This is a genomic window from Pedobacter sp. Leaf170 (assembly GCF_920984665.1).
In the GTDB taxonomy this organism is placed as follows: Bacteria; Bacteroidota; Bacteroidia; order Sphingobacteriales; family Sphingobacteriaceae; genus Pedobacter.
On record NZ_CAKLBP010000001.1, the window covers coordinates 171,128 to 192,556 of the forward strand.

Consider the following 21,429-nt stretch of genomic DNA (forward strand, 5'->3'; position numbering starts at 1 on the left):
CCATATAGCACCTTTTTTTTTGACTTTAAAATAAGCTTCATTTTTGGTTGTGCTCCATAAAAATTAAAATGGATTGTAAATCTTAAACTCAAAAAAAAATCCTTCCGACATTGCCGAAAGGATTTTATAAAGTTTAATTTTATTGAGCAAATTGCCGCGTTCCGGCTTTATAATACAATTCGGCCAGGGTTTTTTGATAACCAGCAACCATACTTTCCTGCTTTATTTTCATATCAATCAACTTAGTTTCCCTACTGTTTATTAAAAATAAAGTGCTTTCGCCTAAGTTAAATTTCTGGCTTTCGCCATTAACTAAAATCTGCTGATTTTTGATACTCTCTATCTGAACGTTCAGCTGCGCTGAATAAGCAGATAAGTCGTTATATGAAGCCATAATATTATTTCTTATCTCCCGTCCAAATTGCTGCAAATCATAATTAAGCTCTTGTTGTTTTATTTTAACTTCACGCAATTTACCACGCTCAGAACGTAAAAAGAGCGGAAATGCAAACTCAACACCAAGCTTGTAGTTACTCCAGTTAAAATCGTAATATCCTGGTATATTACTATTAAAATTGGTCCGGCTGGAAATTAAATTCCCGATTACATTTAATTTAGGCTTGAGTAATTCTCGCCGGTAACTTTGCTCTACAGCAAGCTGTGCGCCTTTACTTCGAAGTTTAACAAGTTCGGGATGCTGATTAGCCGCCTGGCCAAGTAATGTATCCAGAATTAAAGGGTTTGGACGAGTAACCAACGTTGAAACATTCTGTGGTACAGCATCTACAGGTAATTCTAAAGGATTTCCAGCTTCATTCCATAAATGGTTTGACAAAACAAGCCTGGCATTTTGCAACTCTATTGCCGTCTTTTCCTTTTGGATAATTCTTTCCTGAACGGTGATATACGCCTCGACAGAATCAATTGTTGGCTTATCTCCTAGTACGGTTTGGGCACTTAATGCTTTGAACCTGAGCTGCGCCAAATCTAAGCCTTCATTTACCAGTTGATACTGTTTGTAAGCATAATACCAGTTCCAATAATCCTTTACAATTGTATACCAAACACTATTAATTTGTTTCAATTGCTCTGCTTCGGCATATTGAACCATAATTTTTGATTGCCTTAAAGTATTCCGACGGGCATCAATAATTAAACCCTGCCCTAGCGGGATACTTAAACCAATAGCAGTTAAGCCATCGCCATTAGTTCGGGTTTCTGGATTTACGTATGTACCTACGTTACGGTCATAACCAACTTTTAAATCAGCTCCGGCAAGCCAAAGCGGAATTTTAAGTTCGTTATTCCATTTATTGTAATATTCGGTATTTCCAAAAAGCTTTCTCCCAAAGCCTGATTTAAGCTCCGGATCGAAATAACCAAGGGATTGTAAAACATTTGCCTTCGCAGATTCACTTAATAAGGCAGCTTGCTTAATTATTGGATGATATCTAAAAACCAACAGTTGCAAATCATCTAAGGCAAAAACTTTAGCGGTATCTAAACTAACTGCTGGCTTTGTTTGTGCAACATTTACATCGGCAAACAGCAACATTATTAGAGCATTAGCTAATAAAAATTTCTTTAAATACATTTTCATTTGATAACCTCCGTCATAATTTTTTTTCCTTACTCTCCGCAGGTTCCTTCTCTAAACTCGGCGGGAAACCATTCAGCTGTCGCCAGATTTCGTACCATAAAGGCACTGCCCTTAAAATTATTCGTCCAAAAACACCAGAACCTTGTCTTAATTGTGGCGGCCATGGGTCATCATTAGCAGGAACTGGCTTGGTTTGGCTTACCAACAAGCGATAATTACCACCAGCACTACTTACTTTATCTATAGAATAAACCTTACCGGCAAAAGTACCAACGGCTACTGATGGCCAACCAGAAAATTGAACAGACGGCCAACCTTCAAATTGCAACCGCACATCGCTCGTATCCAATATTAAAGGAACATCCATTGCACTTATGTATAATTCTACAGCAACCATAGGCGATTTTGGTTGAAGCGTTGCAATAGATTCGCCTTCCTTAATGTTTTCCCCTATACCTGCTTTTAGTGTTCTAACCACAAATCCACTTTGTGGCGCTCTTACAACGTATAATCCGCGTCTTACACTGATGTTTGCAATATCATTTCTCAACTTCGCAATTTCACCTTGTGCACTAGCTTTGCTGGAAATTGCCGAACTCAAATCAGATTCTGCTTTAGAAATAGATTCCTGATATTTAGCCCTGATGTTGCCTAAATCAATTTTAGCATTTAAAAGGTTTTGCTTTGCATTGCTCAGTTTATTTTGCTGACTGATAACTTTAGCATAATCCTCTTGTAATTTTAGTCTACGGGTTTCAATATCCGTTAAAGAAAATAATCCATTTCTATAACCTACTTCATAACGCTCCAAACGAACTTTTGCCGTTTCGTAAAATTTCTGCACCGCAAATAATTCTGCACTATCAATACGCACATAATTTTCTGCCTGAAGAACCTTATTCTCAGCAGCTTTCATCTGCAAATGCAATCCATCGGTCATGGCGTCCATTTGCGATTTAGTTGCATCAATTTTCTGAACTGCTGCTGTTTCACTGCCGCGTTTTGCAGCGAGTTGTTCGTTTAAGCGAGTAGGTAATTCAGGGTCAAAGTAAGATTGACTGGTTTCGGAAATTACAAGAATGGTATCTCCTTTTTCAACTTCCTGACCTTCTATTACTGCCCAATGTTCTATTCTTCCGCCGATTTGATTTTGTACCGTTTGTGGTCTGTCTTCAGGCCGTAATGCGGTTACAGTACCCTTACCAGGGATAGTTTGACGATAAGGAAGGAAAAGCAATATCACAAAAAAAACAAGGATGAACAGCATTATTTTTCCTAATCTTTGTGGGCCTTTAGCATCTATAATTTTACTGTTTGCGTGTACAGAAAGTTCTTCCCAATCTTTAATCTGAGAAAGATTATCACTTATTCTAGCCATGGTTTATATCTCCTTCCTCTAATTCTAAATCAGTTACAACCGCCAATTTTTCGCTGCCGGTAACCATATCAAACACAGTATTCAGATTGGTCATCAATTTTTCAATAGCATAACTAATCTGAACAATAATAACCTCTGCAGCAACGAATTGCCCAAACGTCATTTGGCGTTCGAAAACAAAATAAGAACCTAAAAGCAATAATGCACCCATTAAAACGGTACGCATTGCCACAGCCGTTATAAAAAACTTTCTTAAAACACCAAAGTGTTGATTTCGTGCTTCGATGTAATTTGCAGTTATTTCATCAGTACGGTTAACAATCTCTTTACGCTTTGCACTATTATTGCGATAAGTATCTAAATCGCTCGCTATTTCTTCCAGATAACCTACAACTTCATATTTATAACCAGATTCTTCTATACTTGTACGCACACCCTGGCGCCAGTATAAAAATAAAATAAGGATGATAACAAAAAGTACAAAGGTTCCAAATACCATAAACACAGGGTGATAAAAAGATAAAAGAATTACGCTGAAGAATATTTGTACGGCAGCCGCTACAATATCTACCAATAATTTTGTTAATCCTTTCTGGATGGTAAGGATATCAAAAAATCGGTTAACCAGTTCTGATGGGTTTTCACCTTCCAATGCTCTTTTCTTAATTCGTGGTAAACGAAAAGCAAATTCCAAAGCTGCTTTGGTAAATATTTTTTGCTCTAAAAACTCTACCAAAGTAAGCTGACCAATGAGTAATGTTCCGCCAATTACAATACCGGCCAAAATAACAGCAATGAGAATATAAGTGGAACTGTACATCGCTCCGTTAGATAAAAGGTTAAAAACAGCACTTGTACCAAGAGGTAACGACAGGCCAATTAAACCAATTAACATGGCATAAACTAATATGTAATTGATGGTTTTACGCTCCAGATGAAGCATCCGAACCAATCTTTGCCAAGGCGTTGGTGGGACGGCAATTTGATGATTTTTCATTTAAATGATATTGATAATCGATTACGAGATTTTTAACCTCAAGATTTTAAGATTAAATACATAAATTACGTATATATACGAAAAATTCCATTCTAAAGGCAGATCAATTTATACAATGCTGAAAAGCAAACTAATCTAATGGATAATAATTAGCAGAAATAGTTGGGAGGCGGTGTAGGAACTGTTTTTAATGGTTTTAAACCAATTTTTATTCTTAATGAGTAAATTTTTAGAGATAAGAAATTTGAAACTGAAATAGATTGATTAGAAAATGACAAAAACTCATGTAAAACAAGTTTTTTCTTATTTTTTTCAAATGTTTCTTCCTCTTTATCTTTATTCTCTTGTGTTGATTTCTCAATGGCAAGCGTATTAGCATTATCAGAGAAACATGAAATTGCAAAGGCGATAACTTTGAAGGCCAATATGCTTAAAAGCATAAAACCAAAAGCACTTTTAAAGAAATTGTTTCTTAACCTTTGCATCATTAGAGGTTGCAAATATAATGCTAAACCGGCTTATAAAGGAAATCAGAGGTGCTTTTGTTTTAAAAAACAGGTCATTTGATTATCAGAAAATCAAAATAACTATATTAAAGCTTTTCAGTAATATGCTCTGCCGAGATAAAACTGAAAGGCTTTTATAAAAATCAAGATAAATTATTCTTCATCGCTGGTATTTTTGAGCTTCATTAATAGGGAATAAGCTCCCTTTGTTACAATTTTCTTGCCGGTCAAATCACCATGAATCGATGTTTTTCCATCAAGTGTTTCGCCAGTATTAACGGCAAGCATTTTATATTTATCTTTTGTTAATTGCTCAAAAACGAAATCCTTATTCTCAAAACTAACAATAGCCTCTTCTGGCAGTAATTGCACTTTCTGATTTTTAAATTTCAATTCAGCATTCATATACATACCCGGTACAAGACTTCTATCGTATTTTTCGAAATGGCAATGCACTTCGCTGCTGCCGCCTTCAGCCACGTTATGCCCAATTAAAATAACCTCAGCTTCATATTTGCCTTCAGGTTTAACATTGTTAAAAGTTATTACTTTTTGCCCCATGCTAATTTTACTTAAGTCTTTTTCAAAAACAGTAAGGTTTAAATGAATATCGCTTGGATTTATTAATTCAAACAACACATCAGATGGTGTAACGTATTTACCAATGTTAACATTAACCTTGCTAACGTAACCATCTATAGGTGAATAGATATTTATTGCTTTAGAAATTTTACCGCTCTTTAAACTCGCCGGACTTACATTTATCAGCTTGAGTTTTTCTAACAAGGCTGTCTGTTCAACTTTAAAATTTTTGTATTCAATTTCAGCCGACTGCAATATTTTATCACTATTCGCTTTGTTTAAATTAAGCTCTTTTTGTCGCGATAGCTCTTTTTCGGCATAATACAGTTTATTGTTTACACTTAAATAATCTTGTTGCAATTGTATGTATTGCGGGTCTTCCATAATGGCTATAATTTGCCCTTTTGTTACGTGCATGCCAGGTAAAAGTTTAGTAGTTTTCAGGTATCCGCCTAAAGGCACACTAATCGAAATTAGGTTTTGAGGCGGTACATCTATTTTACCCTGTAATTTTAAAACTTCGCTGGTTTCGCCCCACTGTGGTTCTGCTAATTGCAAGCCTATATTAGCCGATTGTGCAGCAGTTAGGCTAACTTCATCTTCTTGAGCAAGCTCCTTAACTTCTGCTTTCTCCGTTTTACTATTACAGGCGTAAGTAGCGCAAATCGCTAACATCACTATATATTTTTGAAATCTCATTTTTATTGTCCTAACAAATAATTTAATTCAATAATTGTTGTATTTAACTGTTTAATTGCCTCAAAATATTGGCTTTTAATGCTAATTGTTTCGTTATTTAACAAGGTGTATTCTAAGTAATTAATCGCACCGTTTTTAAACTGACTGGCCAAAGTTTTATTAATATCTCGGGCTGTTGCCAAACCTTTAGTTTCTAATTCATCTACAATAATTAATTGCTGCTGATATTGCTGATAGGTAGCCTTTAACTGGGTAGATAATTGCCGGGTTTTTAAGTTTGTTTCTGCCCGGGCAAACTCTTCGTAAACCTTCGCCGATTTTACACGATTGCGTTGAGCACCGCCGAGTAATGGAATGTTTAAACCAACCTGCATTGATTGGAAGCGATTGTCTGTTCCGTATTTTATACCATCCTGCAATGTTGTAGAGTTATAACCCAAATTTATTTCAGGCAAAAGTTTTGATTGCTCCACTCTTGTACCCGCATTGGCAGTCTGCTCTTCCTGTAAACGAATTTTAATTTCAGGATGATTTTTCAATGCCAATGTATCTACAAATTGCAAGTTAGATTTCAGTTTATCCGCCTTTGGCGAAAAAATAAGATTGCTGTTTAACAAAAATGAAAATTGCTGTTGCAATAAATTTTCTTCTACCCCAAGCTGCATAAGTTTTGTCGAAATTTGCATCAATTGATTATCAGCATTAGCTTTCTCCAACAGGTTACTCTCGCCCGTTTTTAAACGCAAATTTGCCAGCTCCTGCAGTTTTTTATAATTACTATCTGCCTGTTTGTAGGTTTTTTTAACCTCTTTCAGCACTAATAAATCGTAAAATATCCGGGTACATAATCGGGTTAATTCAGCTTTATTTAAATCTTGCTGTAAAACCGTAGTCTTCCACTCTGCCAAAAGCTTATCTTTTTGCCGGGCATAAACCGAAGGCAAATTAAAGCCCTGAACAACACTAATTTTATTATCCGTAAAATCGCTATTGTACTTGCCATATTCTCCATTAATGCTTAAAGGAGCAATAGTTGTAGCGGTTTTTGTAAGCGCCTGGCTGTGTGTTGTCCGCAGCTGAGCGCTTTTTAAACTTAAATTATTTCGGTACAAACTATCTAAAGCTTGTGGTAGTGTAATGGATTGTTGGGCATTAGCCGATACAGAAAAAATGCAAATTATGATAACAGAAGAAACCTGAATAACTTTTTTATTTAACTTAATACCTTTTTCAAAAGCTACATAAAGTATTGGCAACACAAATAAGGTTAAGAAAGTAGCAATGATTAAGCCGCCAATAACAACGGTGGCTAATGGCCTTTGAACGGCTGCCCCGGCCCCATTACTAAGTGCCATGGGCAAAAAACCTAATGATGCTACAAAAGCAGTCATTAATACTGGTCTTAAACGTGTTTTTGTTCCCTTCAAAACAACTTTTTTCATATCGGTTTCTCCTGTTTTTTTTATGTTGTTAAATTCTGCTACCAGTACAATTCCGTTGAGCACGGCAATACCAAATAGTGCAATAAAACCTACACCGGCACTTATACTAAAAGGCAAACCTCTCAATGCCAGTAAGAAAATTCCGCCAATGGCTGATAATGGTATAGCGGTGTAAATTAACAGTCCGTATTTTATAGAACCAAATGCAAAATAAAGTAACAGGAAGATTAAAATGAGTGAAACCGGTACAGCTATCGATAAACGAGATTTGGCCTCGTTTAAGTTTTGGAACGAGCCGCCATAACTCATTATATAACCAGTTGGCAATTTAATTTTGGCCTTTACTTTTTCCTGCAATTCGTTTACAATGCTTTCTACATCTCTTCCTTTCACATTAAAACCAACCAATATGCGGCGTTTCGTATCTTCCCGTTGTATTTGGCTTGGGCTGTTAACCAAAGAAACATTGGCTAACTGACTCAATGGAATCTGATTACCCCGAGGTGTAGGAATAAGCAGGCGCTGAACATCTGATATGCTTCTCCTTTGGTCGTTTTGAAGTTTTACAACCAAATCGAAACGTTTCTCGCCTTCAAAAACCAAACCCGTACTTTGGCCTGCAAAAGCAGTGTTTACATTTCTGTTAATGTCAGAAATATTTAAACCGTATTGAGCAATAACATCACGATTGTATTGGATAACGATTTGTGGTGTTCCGGAAATTTGTTCAACATAAATATCAGAAGTACCCTCAATATTTCTGAGCAGATTGCCTATTTGTTTTGAATAATGTGCAAGCGTATCAAAATCTTCTCCATAAATTTTACAAACCACATCTTGCCTTGCACCTGTCATCAATTCATTAAACCTCATTTGCACCGGAAACTGAAAACTGGTGGTAACGCCCGGAATTTCGCTCGCGGCTTCACTCATTTTCTCTGTTAAATCCTTAAAATTATCTGCCGAGGTCCATTCTTTCTTCGGTTTCAGGTTTATAATCATGTCACCCATATCCATCGGTAATGGCTCTGTAGGCACTTCACTACTTCCTATCTTGGTTACAATATTTTTTACCTCCGGAAAACGAGATTTTAAAATCCCAGCTACTTTCTGAATGTTTTCTATTGATGTACTTAAACTACTACCCGATAAAACCCTTGTTTCTACAGCGTAATCACCTTCCTCAATTGATGGGATAAATTCGCCACCTAAATTAGTCAGTATGAAAATTGAAATGGTAAAAAGTACAACCACTACTGCAATAACTGTTTTAGGAAAAGCTAAAATTTTATTCAGCCAGATGCTGTACTTATTTTCTATTTTCTCCATTCCTTTATCAGCAATGTTTGCTTTGGTTTTAATTTTCTTACTCAAAAGCAAACTGCTTATCATGGGTATGTAGGTTAAAGATAAAATGAAAGCACCTAATAGTGCAAAAGCTACAGTTTGCGCCATTGGTTTAAACATTTTACCTTCAATGCCCTGCAAGCTAAATATTGGGAGATAAACGATAAGGATAATAATTTGTCCGAAAACGGCACTATTCATCATTTTTGATGATGCGCTTTTCACTTCAGCATCCATTTCATTTTGTTTTAAATTGGATACGCCTGCAAACTTTTTACTATGCGCAAGCTGATGCATAACGGCCTCTACTATAATTACAGCACCATCTACAATTAAGCCAAAATCAAGCGCACCTAAACTCATCAGGTTTCCACTTACGCCAAAAATATTCATCATAATTATGGCAAAAAGCATTGATAGCGGAATTACAGAAGCAACAATTAAACCTGCCCTTAAATTGCCCAGGAAAACAACCAAAACAAAAATCACAATCAATGCGCCTTCTAAAAGATTGGTTTCTACGGTACTAATGGCATTATTTACCATACTGGTTCGGTCTAAGAAAGGTACTATCTCCACCCCTTCGGGCAAACTTTGGCTGATTTGTTTAATCTTTTCTTTGATGTCTTTAACCACCACATTACTGTTGGCACCTTTAAGCATCATTACGATTGCCCCAGAAACTTCGCCTTCGTTATTAAAAGTTAAAGCACCGTACCTGGTTGCAAAACCAATTTCTACGTTTGCAACATCACGAATTAATAAAGGCGTTCCTTCGGGATTATTTTTTACAACTATACTTTCTATGTCAGCCTTGTTTCCAATTAATCCTTCTGTTTTGATGTATTGAACTGTTGATTGTTTTTCGATATAGGCGCCACCTGTATTTTGGTTATTACTTTCTAAAGCATTAAAAACATCAGTAATGGTAACTTTATGTGCCAAAAGTTTGTTCGGATTTACGGTAACCTGGTATTGCTTAAGCTTGCCGCCAAAACTGCTAACCTCTGCAACGCCTTTTACGCCCAAAAGCTGGCGCCTTACAATCCAATCCTGAATGGTACGCAGTTCGGTAATATCGTATCGATGCTCATAACCTTTTTTAGGTTTTACAGCATACTGATAAATTTCTCCTAAACCGGTAGAAATTGGTCCCATTTCGGGTTTACCAATGCCCTGAGGAATTTGTTCCTGAACTACAAGAAGCCTTTCTGCAACTTGTTGGCGAGCCCAATACACATCAACATCATCATTAAAAACAAGCGTAACTAATGATAAACCAAAACGGCTGTAACTTCTAATTTCCTTAATGCCTGCAATGTTACTATTGGCCTGCTCAACCGGAAAAGTTACTAATCGTTCGATATCTGTTGCGCCATAAGATGGAGCAGTAGTAATAATTTGTACCTGGTTATTAGTGATGTCTGGTACGGCATCAATTGGCAATTTTGTTAATTCAAAACCTCCGTATATAATAAGGCTGATGGTAAAAAGCCCAATAATGAGTTTATTCCTGATGGAAAACTCAATAATTTTATTTAACATGAAAAACTAGGATCTAATCGTTTCTAAAAATGCGTGGTTTGTTGGTTGGATCTAGATAATTAAAATTGATTTTTATCTCTGATTATTATATAGTTAATAACAAAATATGAAATAAAAACATTAAAACCTAAACGACCAAAAAGCTAAAATTAAGAAAGGATTGAAGACTTTGGCGGTTGCCAAATTTTTCCGGCATAGGCCGAATATAAGAGGATATCGTTATTTAAAATAACTTTAAGCTGTGGAATAACCTGATAAACTTTTTTAAAAGTTATGCCAGAAGATGTTGGCAAAGCCGGACTTAAAAAATTAGCCGTGCAGAAATTATGGTTTTTGAAAGGGAGTTGATTATCTCTTTCTTCATCATTATCTGTATGTGGTATATTGCTGTAATGGTGTTCCAAATAGCCTAAAAATGTAACATTGCTATCCAAACCCTTATGCTCAAAAAAATGCTGAAACAATACCGGAACTTTCGCTATTTCTTGCAACTCTGTTGTAGAAAACAAGTAAAAACCAAGGAGCAATATGTGTAGGAATTTCTTCAAGGCTATAAAATTAAACAAATGCCAGTCAAAAGCAAAAAATCCTGGCAAATGTTAGCAGATATGTATTTTTTAAGCTTTATGCTTTTGGCAAAGAAAAATAGAAAGTGCTTCCTTCACCTATAGCACTTTCTAACCAGATTTTGCCTTTTTCTGCTTCTATAAAGTCTTTTGAAATGGCTAAACCTAAGCCCGAGCCTGATTTATTCTGCCCATCCGTTGGTACTTGAAAATAACGATCGAAAAGTCTTTTCTGGTAGCGTTCATCAATCCCTTTACCAAAATCTTTTACAGAAAATCTGATTTCATCATTAATTAAGAAAACATCTAGTTTGATGGTTGATTTTTCTGCACTGTAGCGGAGGGCATTTGACAGAAAATTAACTAATACCCAGGCCGTTTTTTGCATATCGACCAAAACTTGAGGTAAAGTTTCTATACAATTGATTTCTAATAGAATGTTTTTTTGATTGGCTTGAAAACGTACAGCATCAATCGCATAATTTACAATATCAATCGGCTTTGTTGAAGCAAAATTCAACTTTAGGTTTCCGGTTTCTACCTGAGATAAATCCAATAGTTCGCTGGTGATTTTTAAAAGCCTTTCAGAATCTTCTCCAATATGTTCTATTAAGGCTTTCTGCTCATCATTCATATCGCCAACGCGGTTATCTTTCAATAATTTTAAACTCATTTTTATAGAGGATAATGGCGTTTTAAGCTCATGAGAAACCGTGGCAATAAAATTAGTTTTAGCTTCATCTAACTCCTTAAATTGCGTAATGTTTTTCAAAACGTACACACTACCGGCCGATTTGGTGGATTCAAGAAGGGTATCGTCATTATTAAATTCTAAATTTGGGATAATAATTTCACGACTTTCCAGCTGGAAATATGATTCACGCTCATCAGCATAAATTTTTAAAGGCTTATTATCTTGCTGAGGATTGACGATTCTTTTAAGCAATTCATTTTTTTTCTCCAAGGAGGAAACATTTTGTCCGATTGTTTGGGTTGCATCGAGATTCATAATTTTTGAAGCCAGGGTATTTAAAAACAATACCTCTCCTTTCTCATTCAGGCCTATAATCGCATCTTGCATTTGCGCAATAATGGCTTCTATGCGTAATTTCTCGCTTTTTAACTTTGAAAGGTTGCTATTTTCCCAGTCGTTAAGTTTGCTTGCCATTGCATTAAATGACGATGCCAAAGCTGTAAATTCATCATTATTATCAAAATGAAGGCGTTGCTTGTAATTTTTGTTGGCAATTTCGCGAATGGCTTTGCTAAACTCGGCTAGTGGATTGGCTACGAAACCTGGAAAATTAACAATGAAAGTAAACAAAACCAAAAAACATACGGAGGCAGCGACAGCAATATAAATATTCGCTCTTCCTGAGGCTGCATTGGCTTGTTCATTTTTATTAAAAATAGCGGTCATGTTAAGTGCTTCAATGGTTTGCAACTGGGCACGTACATCTTTTAAATAACTTGATTTATTTAATACAGCGCCATTTTCAACTAGCTTCCTGTAGCTTTCGCCTAATTGTTCTACAGCCTTTTTTTCTCCTTTTTCAGTTATATTTTTTTCTTCTTTTGATAAACTGGATTCGAAAGTTTTTTGCGCTTCTTTTGATAATGGGAATTCATTTGCATCGAGCACATTGCGCATTTGGGTAACGTATTTTAAACTCTCGTAGTTATCCTTCAAAATGAGTTTAGATTTATCAGATAATTCATTCAGAAAAAAAAGGGCTGTTAAACCGAAAGATAGAACGATAAAAAAGAGGAAGCCGAAGCCAAGGCGGAGTTTCGTTTTGATTTTCATGTTGGCTGTTATATTAGTGCTAAATTAGGAAAGGATAACCAAATCGATATCCTTCTTTGCAAGGTTTTTTAAAAGTCCGTTAAATACTGCTGTGCGCAATATTACCTGGAAAATATTTAAATGCGGCTTCCCGATACAAATGGTTGTTACGTCTTTCTCTGCAGCTATATCCATAATGGTTTGGGTAACCTGGTTACTTTTTATTTTGATTACTTCTGCCCCAAGCTCAGTTGCTAATTTAAAGTGATTAATTAAGTGGCGTTGTTTATCCAGTTTTATCCGTTCTAAACTTTCGTTATCACTTTGTACGTAAAGCACAATCCATGGCGAGCGGTAATAAGAAGCCAATCTCGCCGTTTTCCGTATCACAACACCGGCAGTTTCGGCATTTGATGAAATACAGGCCAAAAAGCGTTCTGGCCTTAATTTAACCGATTTTGGTATTTCAGTAAGTATCTTACGCTCAACCTGATGCACCACTTCTTTTAAAGCTAATTCTCGCAGTTGCAAAATCCTATCAGCCTGAAAGAAATTTTTAAGTGCGCTTTCTATTTTACTTTTATCGTAAATTTTACCTTCTTTAAGGCGATTTACAAGTTCATCAGCAGTTAAATCAATATTTACAATTTCATCGGCTAACTCTAATATTTTATCAGGAATACGCTCTGTTATGCTAATGCCGGTAATTCTTTCTACTTCTTCGTTAATGCTTTCTAAATGCTGAATGTTAACCGCCGAAATTACACTTATTCCGGCTTCCAGTAAATCGAAAACATCCTGCCATCGCTTTGCGTTTTTGCTTCCCTCAATATTTGTATGCGCCAGTTCGTCAACAATTACAATTTCTGGATGACGATTTACAATAGCTTTCAGATCCATTTCTTCCATCTCTTTACCGCGATAAAATATTTTGCGCCGCTCGATAATTGGAAGTTCATTCAAAAGTGCATGGGTTTCTACACGGTTATGCGTTTCCACATAACCGATGCAAACATCAATTCCATTACGAAGTAAAGCCTGAGCTTCTTGCAGCATACGATAGGTTTTACCCACACCGGCACTCATGCCAATGTAGATTTTAAGCTTTCCCCTTCTGGATTTTTTAACCAGATTTAGGAAATACTTAACCGAATCGTCTTTTTGCTGCTCTTCCATCATTGACCGATAATATTCTTTTTAAAATGAAACTGCAATACTTGCCGTTAAACTTGCATTAGCATTTACTGCCGCTACATCACGCATAAAAATTTTATCCTTGCTATCGTAAACCTTGCCTTCTAATCTTAACACAGCATTGCTGATTGGAGCATAATCGACATTTAATGAATAACCTTTGGTTTTAAAACCATTTGGTGAACCTGTGGCAATCAACATTCCGTTTTTATCATCATAATATTCAAATCTTCCGGCGGCAGCCCATTTTGGTGCAAACTTATATTGTACAATGGCTACCGGAGAAATCACTTCGTTATGTTCGTTGCTATCTTTTTGTTTCTGTTGCGTTCCATAATCAAAGCCAACCGTTAAACCTAACTGCTCTGTTAGCTGAAAAACTCCATATAAATTATGATAAAACCTATTTACCAATACAGAATCGGCACCTTCGGTTCCTAAATAGTTGCTATAGTTTAGGGTAATTTTTGAACTCGGTTTCCAGGTTAATTGTAAACCACCTGCAGGTTTATTGTTACCATTTATTCTGGTTATTCTTTGCCATCCATTTAAATACAGCGCTGTAGCTGTAAATTTGCCATCTTCGGTACCATAAGTTATTTTGGCACCTGACTCATAATAGGGAGTGTTTTCTGATGAAATATTTCTGGTAAGCACCCAGCAATCTTTAGAAATGGCACTCTCAAAGCCGATATGCGAGGAAAAAATACCAGCATCAATCCATAGATTAGCGGTTTTAGAGAGTTTTACACCCGCATTCGCTTCAAAAATATTTTTAAGCACACCAGGTTCTGCAGACAGGTTAGCATTAGCATAAGTACCCGCCATTACGGCAAGATTTGCTCTGATGTTTCCACTATCGTAAGCGGCTTTGATGAAACCTAAATTCAGGTTTACTTCATTTGCACGGTTATGTGAATAGATAAATCCTGGACGATTATGGTCGGCAGGTTTGTTAAAATCATATCCGTAGTAAGTTTCAAGATAACCTGAAACTTTTATTTTTGGCGTTTCCTGAGCATGTACGTACATGCTTGCTGATAATGTAGCGGCAAATATTAAAATTATTTTCATGTTTTTATTTTTTTGGGCCTTGCCCGATATATTTTATTTAAGGTAGTTGTGCGGCCGAACCTATACCGATTTTTCGGTTAGGCTTGCAGTGCCTTGAATATTATAGTTTATCTAATGCCAGATTTAGTTTCAGTACATCAACTGATGATGGTCCGAATAGTCCCATTAATGGTTTTTGCGTATTCATTGCAACTAATTCTTTTACTTTTTCAATGCTTATTTTTCTTACGCTTGCCACCCTGGCTACCTGAATTGCAGCACCTTGTTCAGATATATTTGGGTCTAAACCACTTCCTGAGGCGGTAACCATATCTGCAGGAATTTGAGATTTTTTAATTGAAGGATTGTATTCTAAAAGTGTATCGATGCGTGATTGAACTTCTTTTAAGTAATCTGGATTAGAAGGACCTTTGTTGGAACCACCTGAACCTGCAGCGTTGTAGCCATTAGCTGATGGCCTGCCCCAAAAATATTCAGGCTTGTTAAACGACTGACCTAATAAAGCGTAACCGACAGTTTTACCGTTTCTGGTAATTTTTTCTCCTCCACCGTTTCCTTTTGAAAACTTAGCTACAAATGCCACACTAATTGGATAAACAACGCATAACAGAACGATTAATATAGCAGTTAAGCGAATGGATTGAATGATGTATTTTTTCATGATATTTTTCTTTAAAGCCTATACAAAAAGGCCAACTAATAAATCAATTATTTTAATGCCGATAAATGGTGCAACCACACCTCCTATCCCGTAAATAAATAGGTTTCTACGTAAAAGAGCTGTTGCGCCAATCGGCTTGTAAGCAACACCTTTTAAAGCAAGTGGAATCAGGATTGGGATAATAATTGCGTTAAAAATCACTGCAGAAAGAATGGCTGATTCTGGCGTATGCAAGCCCATAATGTTTAAGCTTTGAAGCGCCGGAATAGATGCGATAAATAAAGCAGGAACGATTGCAAAATACTTGGCAACATCATTAGCGATAGAAAAAGTTGTTAAGGTTCCTCGGGTAATTAAAAGTTGCTTTCCAATTTCTACAATCTCTATCAGTTTTGTTGGGTCGTTATCCAAATCGACCATGTTACCGGCTTCTTTGGCTGCCTGTGTTCCGCTGTTCATGGCTACACCAACATCTGCCTGCGCTAGTGCAGGTGCGTCATTTGTACCATCTCCCATCATGGCAACCAACTTACCCAAAGCCTGCTCATCTTTAATGTAATTCATTTTATCTTCAGGTTTGGCTTCGGCAATAAAATCATCAACACCGGCTTTTTCGGCAATATATTTGGCGGTTAAAGGATTATCACCCGTAACCATTACCGTTTTTACACCCATTTTTCTAAGGCGTTCAAATCGCTCGCTTATGCCAGGTTTTATAATATCCTGAAGTTCTATCACCCCTAATGCCTGCTCGTTCTCACACACCACTAAAGGCGTTCCGCCATTAGTAGCAATATTTTTAACATGGTTTTCAATATCCGAAGGGAAAATATGACCAGCTTTTTCGACAATGTTGCGTATAGAATCGAAAGCACCTTTTCTAATTCTTCTGCCGTCAACAGTATCCAAACCGCTAGAACGGGTTTCTGCAGTGAACTTGATAAATGTTGAATTGGCTGGGGTACCAGAAGATTTGTAACCTTGTTCGGCTGCAAGTTCGATGATGGATTTTCCTTCTGGTGTTTCATCCGCTAATGAACTTAATATGCAGGCATTTGTAAAATCTTTAATCACAACTCCAGCCGTAGGATAGAAATTAGTTGCTTTACGATTTCCAATAGTTATCGTTCCGGTTTTATCCAAAAGTAAAACATCAATATCGCCTGCGGTTTCTACTGCCTTACCAGATTTTGTAATTACGTTTGCCCTCAAAGCTCTATCCATTCCGGCAATTCCAATGGCTGATAACAAGCCCCCGATTGTTGTTGGAATAAGGCAAACAAATAATGAAATCAGCGCAGCAATTGTAATTGGTGTGTTGGCGTAATCTGCAAATGGTTTCAGCGTAACGCAAACAATAATAAACACCAAAGTAAAACTTGCAAGTAAAATGGTTAATGCAATTTCATTCGGTGTTTTCTGGCGGGAAGCACCTTCAACTAAGGCAATCATTTTATCTAAAAAACTTTCGCCCGGAGCGGTGCTCACTTTTACTTTTATTTCGTCAGAAAGTACTTTAGTGCCACCTGTTACAGAAGATTTATCACCACCAGATTCTCGGATAACCGGAGCAGATTCTCCTGTAATTGCAGATTCATCGATGGTAGCAATGCCTTCAATAATTTCACCATCTGTAGGGATAATGTCACCAGGTTCGCATAAAAATACATCGCCTTTTTGTAGTTGATTAGAAGATCTAATTTCAACAGTACCGTTCTGCAATAAAACTTTAGCAGGTGTTTCCGACCTCGTTTTACGTAAACTATCTGCCTGTGCTTTACCTCTGGCTTCGGCAATTGCCTCTGCAAAGTTTGCAAACAAAACCGTTAGCAAGAGGATAAGAAAAATTACAAAGTTATAAACTGCAGAGCCCTGACCCGGATTACTAATGGAGTAAATAGTGACATAAGCCATTACCAAGGTTCCAATTTCTACCGTAAACATTACCGGATTGCGAACCATTACCCGAGGGTCTAATTTTATAAAAGATTGTTTTATTGCGGTCTGCACCAAGGCAGAATCGAATAATTTAGTGTTAGATTCCATTTTATTTATGTAGCGTTTGATGTTTTGTGGGATGTGTTGATGTTTTTTAAAATCTTTAGCAATCCCTTTACATCTTACATTTATTATTTGATGATGGTAAAATATTCAGCTATCGGACCTAAAGCCAACGCCGGGAAATAAGAAAGTGCGTTTAATACCAAAATCACGGCGAAAGTCATTAGCGCAAAGGTTTTGGTGTCTGTTTTTAACGTTCCGGCAGATTCTGGTATGAATTTCTTAGCGCCTAAAAGCCCTGCAATTGCTATCGGACCTATTATCGGTAAAAATCGACCAAACATTAAAATAATTCCGGTAAGCACGTTCCAAAAAACATTGTTATCTCCTAAGCCTTCAAAGCCAGAACCATTATTTGCGTTTGATGAGGTTACTTCGTAAAGCATTTCAGAAAAACCATGGAAACCAGGATTATTTAGCCAGTTTTTGGGTTGTACCGACCATGTAGCATCGCCATAATTATTAAAGGTATAACTCGCAATAGCTGTTCCGGCTAATATTAAAAAGGGGCTTAATAGTGTAATAACGGCTGCAATCTTAATCTCTCTTGCCTCTACTTTATGGCCAAGAAACTCGGGAGTTCTACCAACCATTAAACCCGATATAAATACTGCAATAATTAGATAGATAAAATAATTTAATAAACCTACACCGCAACCGCCATAAAACGAATTTATCATCATGGCAAGGAGTTGCCAAAGTCCGGTAAGTGGCATTGTAGAATCATGCATACTATTTACAGAACCTGTAGAAATAATTGTTGTTACGGTACTCCAGTAGGCAGAAATAGCTGGTCCAAACCTAACTTCTTTACCTTCCATTGCTCCGGTTGATTGGCCTATACCCATTTTTGCTAAAGCTGGATTACCACCTAACTCCGAGCTTATGGTTGGTACAAGCAAGAGCAACATTCCGATAGTCATAACTCCAAAAATTGTCCAGGCAAGTTTTCTTCTTCTAATAAAAATACCAAAGGCGATAACCATTGCAATTGGAATAATTACCTGGGCAACCAACTCAACTGTGTTTGTTACATAATTTGGATTCTCAAACGGATGCGCAGAATTGGCACCGAACCAGCCTCCACCATTTGTTCCAAGGTGTTTTATGGCAATAAACTGTGCAGCCGGACCTCTTGATACATGGACGGTATCGCCTTGCAATGAAATAAACTGGTCTTTGCCTTCATAACTTGCCGGTGTACCATTAAAAGCTAAGATAATTGCTATAATAAGAGACATTGGCAGCAACAATCTGGTGATTGATTTTACAAAGAATTCCCAAAAATTACCCAGTTTAGTGGCGGTTTTATCTCTAAAGGCCTTAAACAATACAACCGCAGCGGCAATACCTGTAGCACAACTTACAAATTGCAAAAACATCAAAACATAATGTTGTGATAGATAACTTACACCAGTTTCGCCAGAATAGTGTTGCAAATTACAATTCACTACAAAACTAATGATGGTATTAAAAGATAAATCAGGAGACATTCCCGGATTTCCGTCTGGATTCCAAGGAAGTTTGTCTTGAAAAATCAATACGAAGAAACCATAAACCAGCCAAACCAGGTTAATCATCATCAAAGCTTTTAAATGCTGTTTCCAGTCCATTTCTTCTTTTGGATTGATACCTGACAATTTATAAATACCAGATTCTAAAGGCTTTAAAAAGTCTGTCCAGACTTTTTCACCTGCAAATACCTTAGCCAGGTACCGGCCAAGCGGAATAGCAATTACCACTGTAAGTAGGTAGGTTGCGATTATTCCAAGTAATTCTGTGTTCATTTTTTTGAATTGTTAATATAAGAGATGTTAAAATTTTTCGGGGTTAATTAGCACGTAAACCATGTAAATGAATACGGCAATAGCGATTAGAAATAAGGCGATCATAATTTTTAGATTTTATCGAACCAGTTAATTGATTTATAAGAGGCCCACCAGAGCACAATCAGAAGAATAAAAAGAAGTATTAGCATAGCTGTATTGTTTTTTCATGCCATGGTTCAACTCACATACCACAAAAAGCCAATAAAACATAAACACCTATAAATCAATTTATTGAATAGATAAAATGCACATACCAAAAATTTAGGCATAAAAAAACCCTTCCATTTTGGAAGGGTTGATTTTCATTTTGGAAAAAATTTAGCTAATGCCGTATTCTTCGAGTTTGCGGTAAAGTGTTGTTAGGCCAATACCGAGCAGCCTTGATGTTTCTGTTTTATTGCCGCCGGTGTAAGCCAATACTTTTTTAATATGTTGTTTTTCGATGGCTTCCATACGCATGCCATTAGGTTGGGCAGGATTTTCATGAAACTCGAATGGCAAAAGGTCTGCCGTAATTAAGCTGCTATCTGAAAGAATAACGGCACGTTCAATTACATTTTTCAACTCTCTGATGTTACCTTTCCAGCTGTAATTTGTTAACAGGTTAATGAAAGCCTGATCCATTTCCATATCAGAACGATTAACCTTTAATGAAAACTCTTCTAAATAGTGTTTCGCAAGCGGAAAAATGTCTGTTTTTCTTTCTAAAAGTGAAGGTAACTGAATCAGGAAAACAGATAAACGATAATATAAATCTGAACGAAACCGCCCACTTTCAGCCTCTTCCTTTAAATCTCTGTTGGTTGCAGCGATGATTCTAACATTAACCTTACTCGTTTTCGTATCACCAACTTTTATAAAAGTCTGGCTTTCAAGTACCCGTAAAAGTTTTGCCTGCAAATCCACGTTCATCTCGCCTATTTCATCTAGAAAAAGCGTGCCATCGTTGGCTTCCTCTAATAAACCTTTTTTATCTTTCGATGCACCGGTAAAAGCGCCTTGACGGTAGCCAAAGAGTTCACTTTCCAGAAGTTCAGGATTAAAGCCACTGCAATTCAAGGCAACAAATGGCTTATTTTTTCTTGTACTTTCTTGATGTATGGCTTGTGCAAAAACTTCTTTTCCCGTACCTGTTTCGCCGAGCAATAATACGGTAGCATCGGTAAGGGCAACCTTTTTTGCCATGGAAATTGAATGCAGAATTGCCGGAGAACTACCAATAATATTATCAAAACTAAGGCTCAAACCTACCTTTTTTTCTAAATCAGCTACCTTGATTTGAAGTTTCACTTTATCCATTGCTTTGTAAAGTAGCGGAATAATTTTATCGTTATCATCACCCTTCACAATGTAATCAAATGCACCGTTTCGCATGGCTTGTACTCCATCAGAAATGGTTCCAAAAGCGGTAAGATTTATAACTTCTATAAATGGTTTGATTTCTTTAATGGCCGCAACCAATTCAACACCGTTATAATCTGGCAGTTTCACATCGCTAATTACTACCTGAACATCTTTGGTACTAATTATTTTAAGACCTGCCTTACCATTTTCGGCCTGAAGAACTTTAAAGCCTTCCAGTTCGATAATTCTAGATAATAGCCCAAGTATTTTTGGTTCGTCATCTATAATCAGTACCGTATTTTCCATTTGGTAAATATAGTAGAGATTTTAGTAATGTTGATTTGAATTTGATGAACGGTGAAAACGAAAGTATAATTTGTTTTTTAGTATAAATTTAGAATTCACTGTATTAATTTAGTTAATCAAAAAATCATAAAACTTAACCTTTACCTGCATCACTGCCTTTAACTTGCTCTTGCTTTCTTGTTTCCTTTACATCATTTGCCAAAGATTGGTCGCTGTCTGCATCACTACCTTTAATTTGTTCACCCAAATCCCCAATAGTTTCATCTAATTCTTCCGCATCATACTGTTTATCAGCATTATTACCAACCTCACCTAAATCTTTAACTATTTCCTTTTCTGATTTTTCACTTCTCTTGTTATCCATAACCATTGTTTATAATAGAGACATAATCAAAAGGTAAAGGTTTTGCAAATAAAAATATTGATGCAAAACGGGAAATTCGGCTAATCAATTAAAACATCATTTTAACAAACTATTTTTGATAGATAATTGTTACAAAGGCTAATTAAAT

At 36.5% G+C, this 21,429-nt stretch carries 16 protein-coding genes; all 16 read right to left on the minus strand.

Annotated features, from left to right (window positions below; translation table 11 throughout):
• Positions 1–139: 139 nt before the first annotated feature.
• The 16 genes from LUA90_RS00715 to LUA90_RS00785 all read right to left on the minus strand — a co-directional run bounded on the left by LUA90_RS00715 (position 140) and on the right by LUA90_RS00785 (position 21,281).
• The gene (locus LUA90_RS00715; protein ID WP_231460204.1) at positions 140–1,594 is read right to left on the minus strand and encodes a TolC family protein; all 1,455 of its coding nucleotides are present in this window, start codon (positions 1,592–1,594) and stop codon (positions 140–142) included.
• Between the two features lie 19 nt (positions 1,595–1,613).
• The gene (locus LUA90_RS00720) at positions 1,614–2,978 is read right to left on the minus strand and encodes an HlyD family secretion protein (protein WP_231460202.1); all 1,365 of its coding nucleotides are present in this window, start codon (positions 2,976–2,978) and stop codon (positions 1,614–1,616) included.
• Positions 2,971–3,975, minus strand: a complete 1,005-nt coding sequence (locus LUA90_RS00725; protein ID WP_231460201.1) for an ABC transporter transmembrane domain-containing protein — start codon at positions 3,973–3,975, stop codon at positions 2,971–2,973. Before LUA90_RS00725 ends, LUA90_RS00720 begins: the two co-directional genes overlap by 8 nt.
• Before the next feature lie 149 nt (positions 3,976–4,124).
• Positions 4,125–4,415 (minus strand): hypothetical protein, encoded by a 291-nt coding sequence (locus LUA90_RS00730; RefSeq protein ID WP_231460200.1) that lies wholly within the window; start codon positions 4,413–4,415, stop codon positions 4,125–4,127.
• Positions 4,416–4,634: 219 nt separating this feature from the next.
• Entirely contained in the window at positions 4,635–5,762 is a 1,128-nt protein-coding gene (locus LUA90_RS00735; RefSeq protein ID WP_231460198.1) for an efflux RND transporter periplasmic adaptor subunit, read from the minus strand.
• Between the two features lie 2 nt (positions 5,763–5,764).
• A complete protein-coding gene (locus LUA90_RS00740; protein WP_231489773.1) occupies positions 5,765–10,096 on the minus strand; it encodes a CusA/CzcA family heavy metal efflux RND transporter in 4,332 nt (1,443 codons plus the stop codon).
• Positions 10,097–10,245: 149 nt separating this feature from the next.
• On the minus strand, positions 10,246–10,644 hold the full coding sequence (locus LUA90_RS00745) for a hypothetical protein (RefSeq protein WP_231460195.1): 399 nt from the start codon (positions 10,642–10,644) through the stop codon (positions 10,246–10,248).
• 76 nt (positions 10,645–10,720) lie between these two features.
• The gene (locus tag LUA90_RS00750; RefSeq protein WP_231489774.1) at positions 10,721–12,469 is read right to left on the minus strand and encodes an ATP-binding protein; all 1,749 of its coding nucleotides are present in this window, start codon (positions 12,467–12,469) and stop codon (positions 10,721–10,723) included.
• A gap of 24 nt (positions 12,470–12,493) precedes the next feature.
• Positions 12,494–13,624, minus strand: coding sequence for a sensor protein KdpD (locus tag LUA90_RS00755; protein WP_231460322.1), 1,131 nt, complete (start codon positions 13,622–13,624; stop codon positions 12,494–12,496).
• 21 nt (positions 13,625–13,645) lie between these two features.
• Positions 13,646–14,716: a porin gene (locus LUA90_RS00760; RefSeq protein ID WP_231489775.1), complete on the minus strand. Its 1,071-nt coding sequence runs from the start codon at positions 14,714–14,716 to the stop codon at positions 13,646–13,648.
• A 100-nt stretch (positions 14,717–14,816) separates the two neighbouring features.
• Positions 14,817–15,377, minus strand: coding sequence for a potassium-transporting ATPase subunit KdpC (gene kdpC / locus LUA90_RS00765; protein WP_231489776.1), 561 nt, complete (start codon positions 15,375–15,377; stop codon positions 14,817–14,819).
• Between the two features lie 18 nt (positions 15,378–15,395).
• Positions 15,396–17,423, minus strand: a complete 2,028-nt coding sequence (gene kdpB, locus LUA90_RS00770; RefSeq protein ID WP_231489777.1) for a potassium-transporting ATPase subunit KdpB — start codon at positions 17,421–17,423, stop codon at positions 15,396–15,398.
• A gap of 83 nt (positions 17,424–17,506) precedes the next feature.
• Positions 17,507–19,225, minus strand: a complete 1,719-nt coding sequence (gene kdpA / locus LUA90_RS00775) for a potassium-transporting ATPase subunit KdpA (protein ID WP_231489778.1) — start codon at positions 19,223–19,225, stop codon at positions 17,507–17,509.
• Positions 19,226–19,252: 27 nt separating this feature from the next.
• Positions 19,253–19,330 carry a K(+)-transporting ATPase subunit F gene (gene kdpF / locus LUA90_RS19535; RefSeq protein ID WP_370634344.1) on the minus strand — a complete coding sequence of 26 codons (78 nt, stop codon included), beginning with the start codon at positions 19,328–19,330 and terminating at the stop codon, positions 19,253–19,255.
• Positions 19,331–19,585: 255 nt separating this feature from the next.
• Positions 19,586–20,917, minus strand: a complete 1,332-nt coding sequence (locus LUA90_RS00780; protein WP_231489779.1) for a sigma-54 dependent transcriptional regulator — start codon at positions 20,915–20,917, stop codon at positions 19,586–19,588.
• A 133-nt stretch (positions 20,918–21,050) separates the two neighbouring features.
• Positions 21,051–21,281 (minus strand): hypothetical protein, encoded by a 231-nt coding sequence (locus LUA90_RS00785; RefSeq protein WP_231489780.1) that lies wholly within the window; start codon positions 21,279–21,281, stop codon positions 21,051–21,053.
• Positions 21,282–21,429: the final 148 nt, after the last annotated feature.

What these genes read in the sequence shown, in the direction of transcription:
- LUA90_RS00715 (WP_231460204.1), bottom strand. Translation starts at nt 1,594, where the DNA reads ATGTATTTAAAGAAATTTTTATTAGCTAATGCTCTAATAATGTTGCTG.
- LUA90_RS00720 (WP_231460202.1), bottom strand. Translation starts at nt 2,978, where the DNA reads ATGGCTAGAATAAGTGATAATCTTTCTCAGATTAAAGATTGGGAAGAA.
- LUA90_RS00725 (WP_231460201.1), bottom strand. Translation starts at nt 3,975, where the DNA reads ATGAAAAATCATCAAATTGCCGTCCCACCAACGCCTTGGCAAAGATTG.
- LUA90_RS00730 (WP_231460200.1), bottom strand. Translation starts at nt 4,415, where the DNA reads ATGCTTTTAAGCATATTGGCCTTCAAAGTTATCGCCTTTGCAATTTCA.
- LUA90_RS00735 (WP_231460198.1), bottom strand. Translation starts at nt 5,762, where the DNA reads ATGAGATTTCAAAAATATATAGTGATGTTAGCGATTTGCGCTACTTAC.
- LUA90_RS00740 (WP_231489773.1), bottom strand. Translation starts at nt 10,096, where the DNA reads ATGTTAAATAAAATTATTGAGTTTTCCATCAGGAATAAACTCATTATT.
- LUA90_RS00750 (WP_231489774.1), bottom strand. Translation starts at nt 12,469, where the DNA reads ATGAAAATCAAAACGAAACTCCGCCTTGGCTTCGGCTTCCTCTTTTTT.
- LUA90_RS00755 (WP_231460322.1), bottom strand. Translation starts at nt 13,624, where the DNA reads ATGGAAGAGCAGCAAAAAGACGATTCGGTTAAGTATTTCCTAAATCTG.
- LUA90_RS00760 (WP_231489775.1), bottom strand. Translation starts at nt 14,716, where the DNA reads ATGAAAATAATTTTAATATTTGCCGCTACATTATCAGCAAGCATGTAC.
- kdpC (WP_231489776.1), bottom strand. Translation starts at nt 15,377, where the DNA reads ATGAAAAAATACATCATTCAATCCATTCGCTTAACTGCTATATTAATC.
- kdpB (WP_231489777.1), bottom strand. Translation starts at nt 17,423, where the DNA reads ATGGAATCTAACACTAAATTATTCGATTCTGCCTTGGTGCAGACCGCA.
- kdpA (WP_231489778.1), bottom strand. Translation starts at nt 19,225, where the DNA reads ATGAACACAGAATTACTTGGAATAATCGCAACCTACCTACTTACAGTG.
- kdpF (WP_370634344.1), bottom strand. Translation starts at nt 19,330, where the DNA reads ATGATCGCCTTATTTCTAATCGCTATTGCCGTATTCATTTACATGGTT.
- LUA90_RS00780 (WP_231489779.1), bottom strand. Translation starts at nt 20,917, where the DNA reads ATGGAAAATACGGTACTGATTATAGATGACGAACCAAAAATACTTGGG.
- LUA90_RS00785 (WP_231489780.1), bottom strand. Translation starts at nt 21,281, where the DNA reads ATGGATAACAAGAGAAGTGAAAAATCAGAAAAGGAAATAGTTAAAGAT.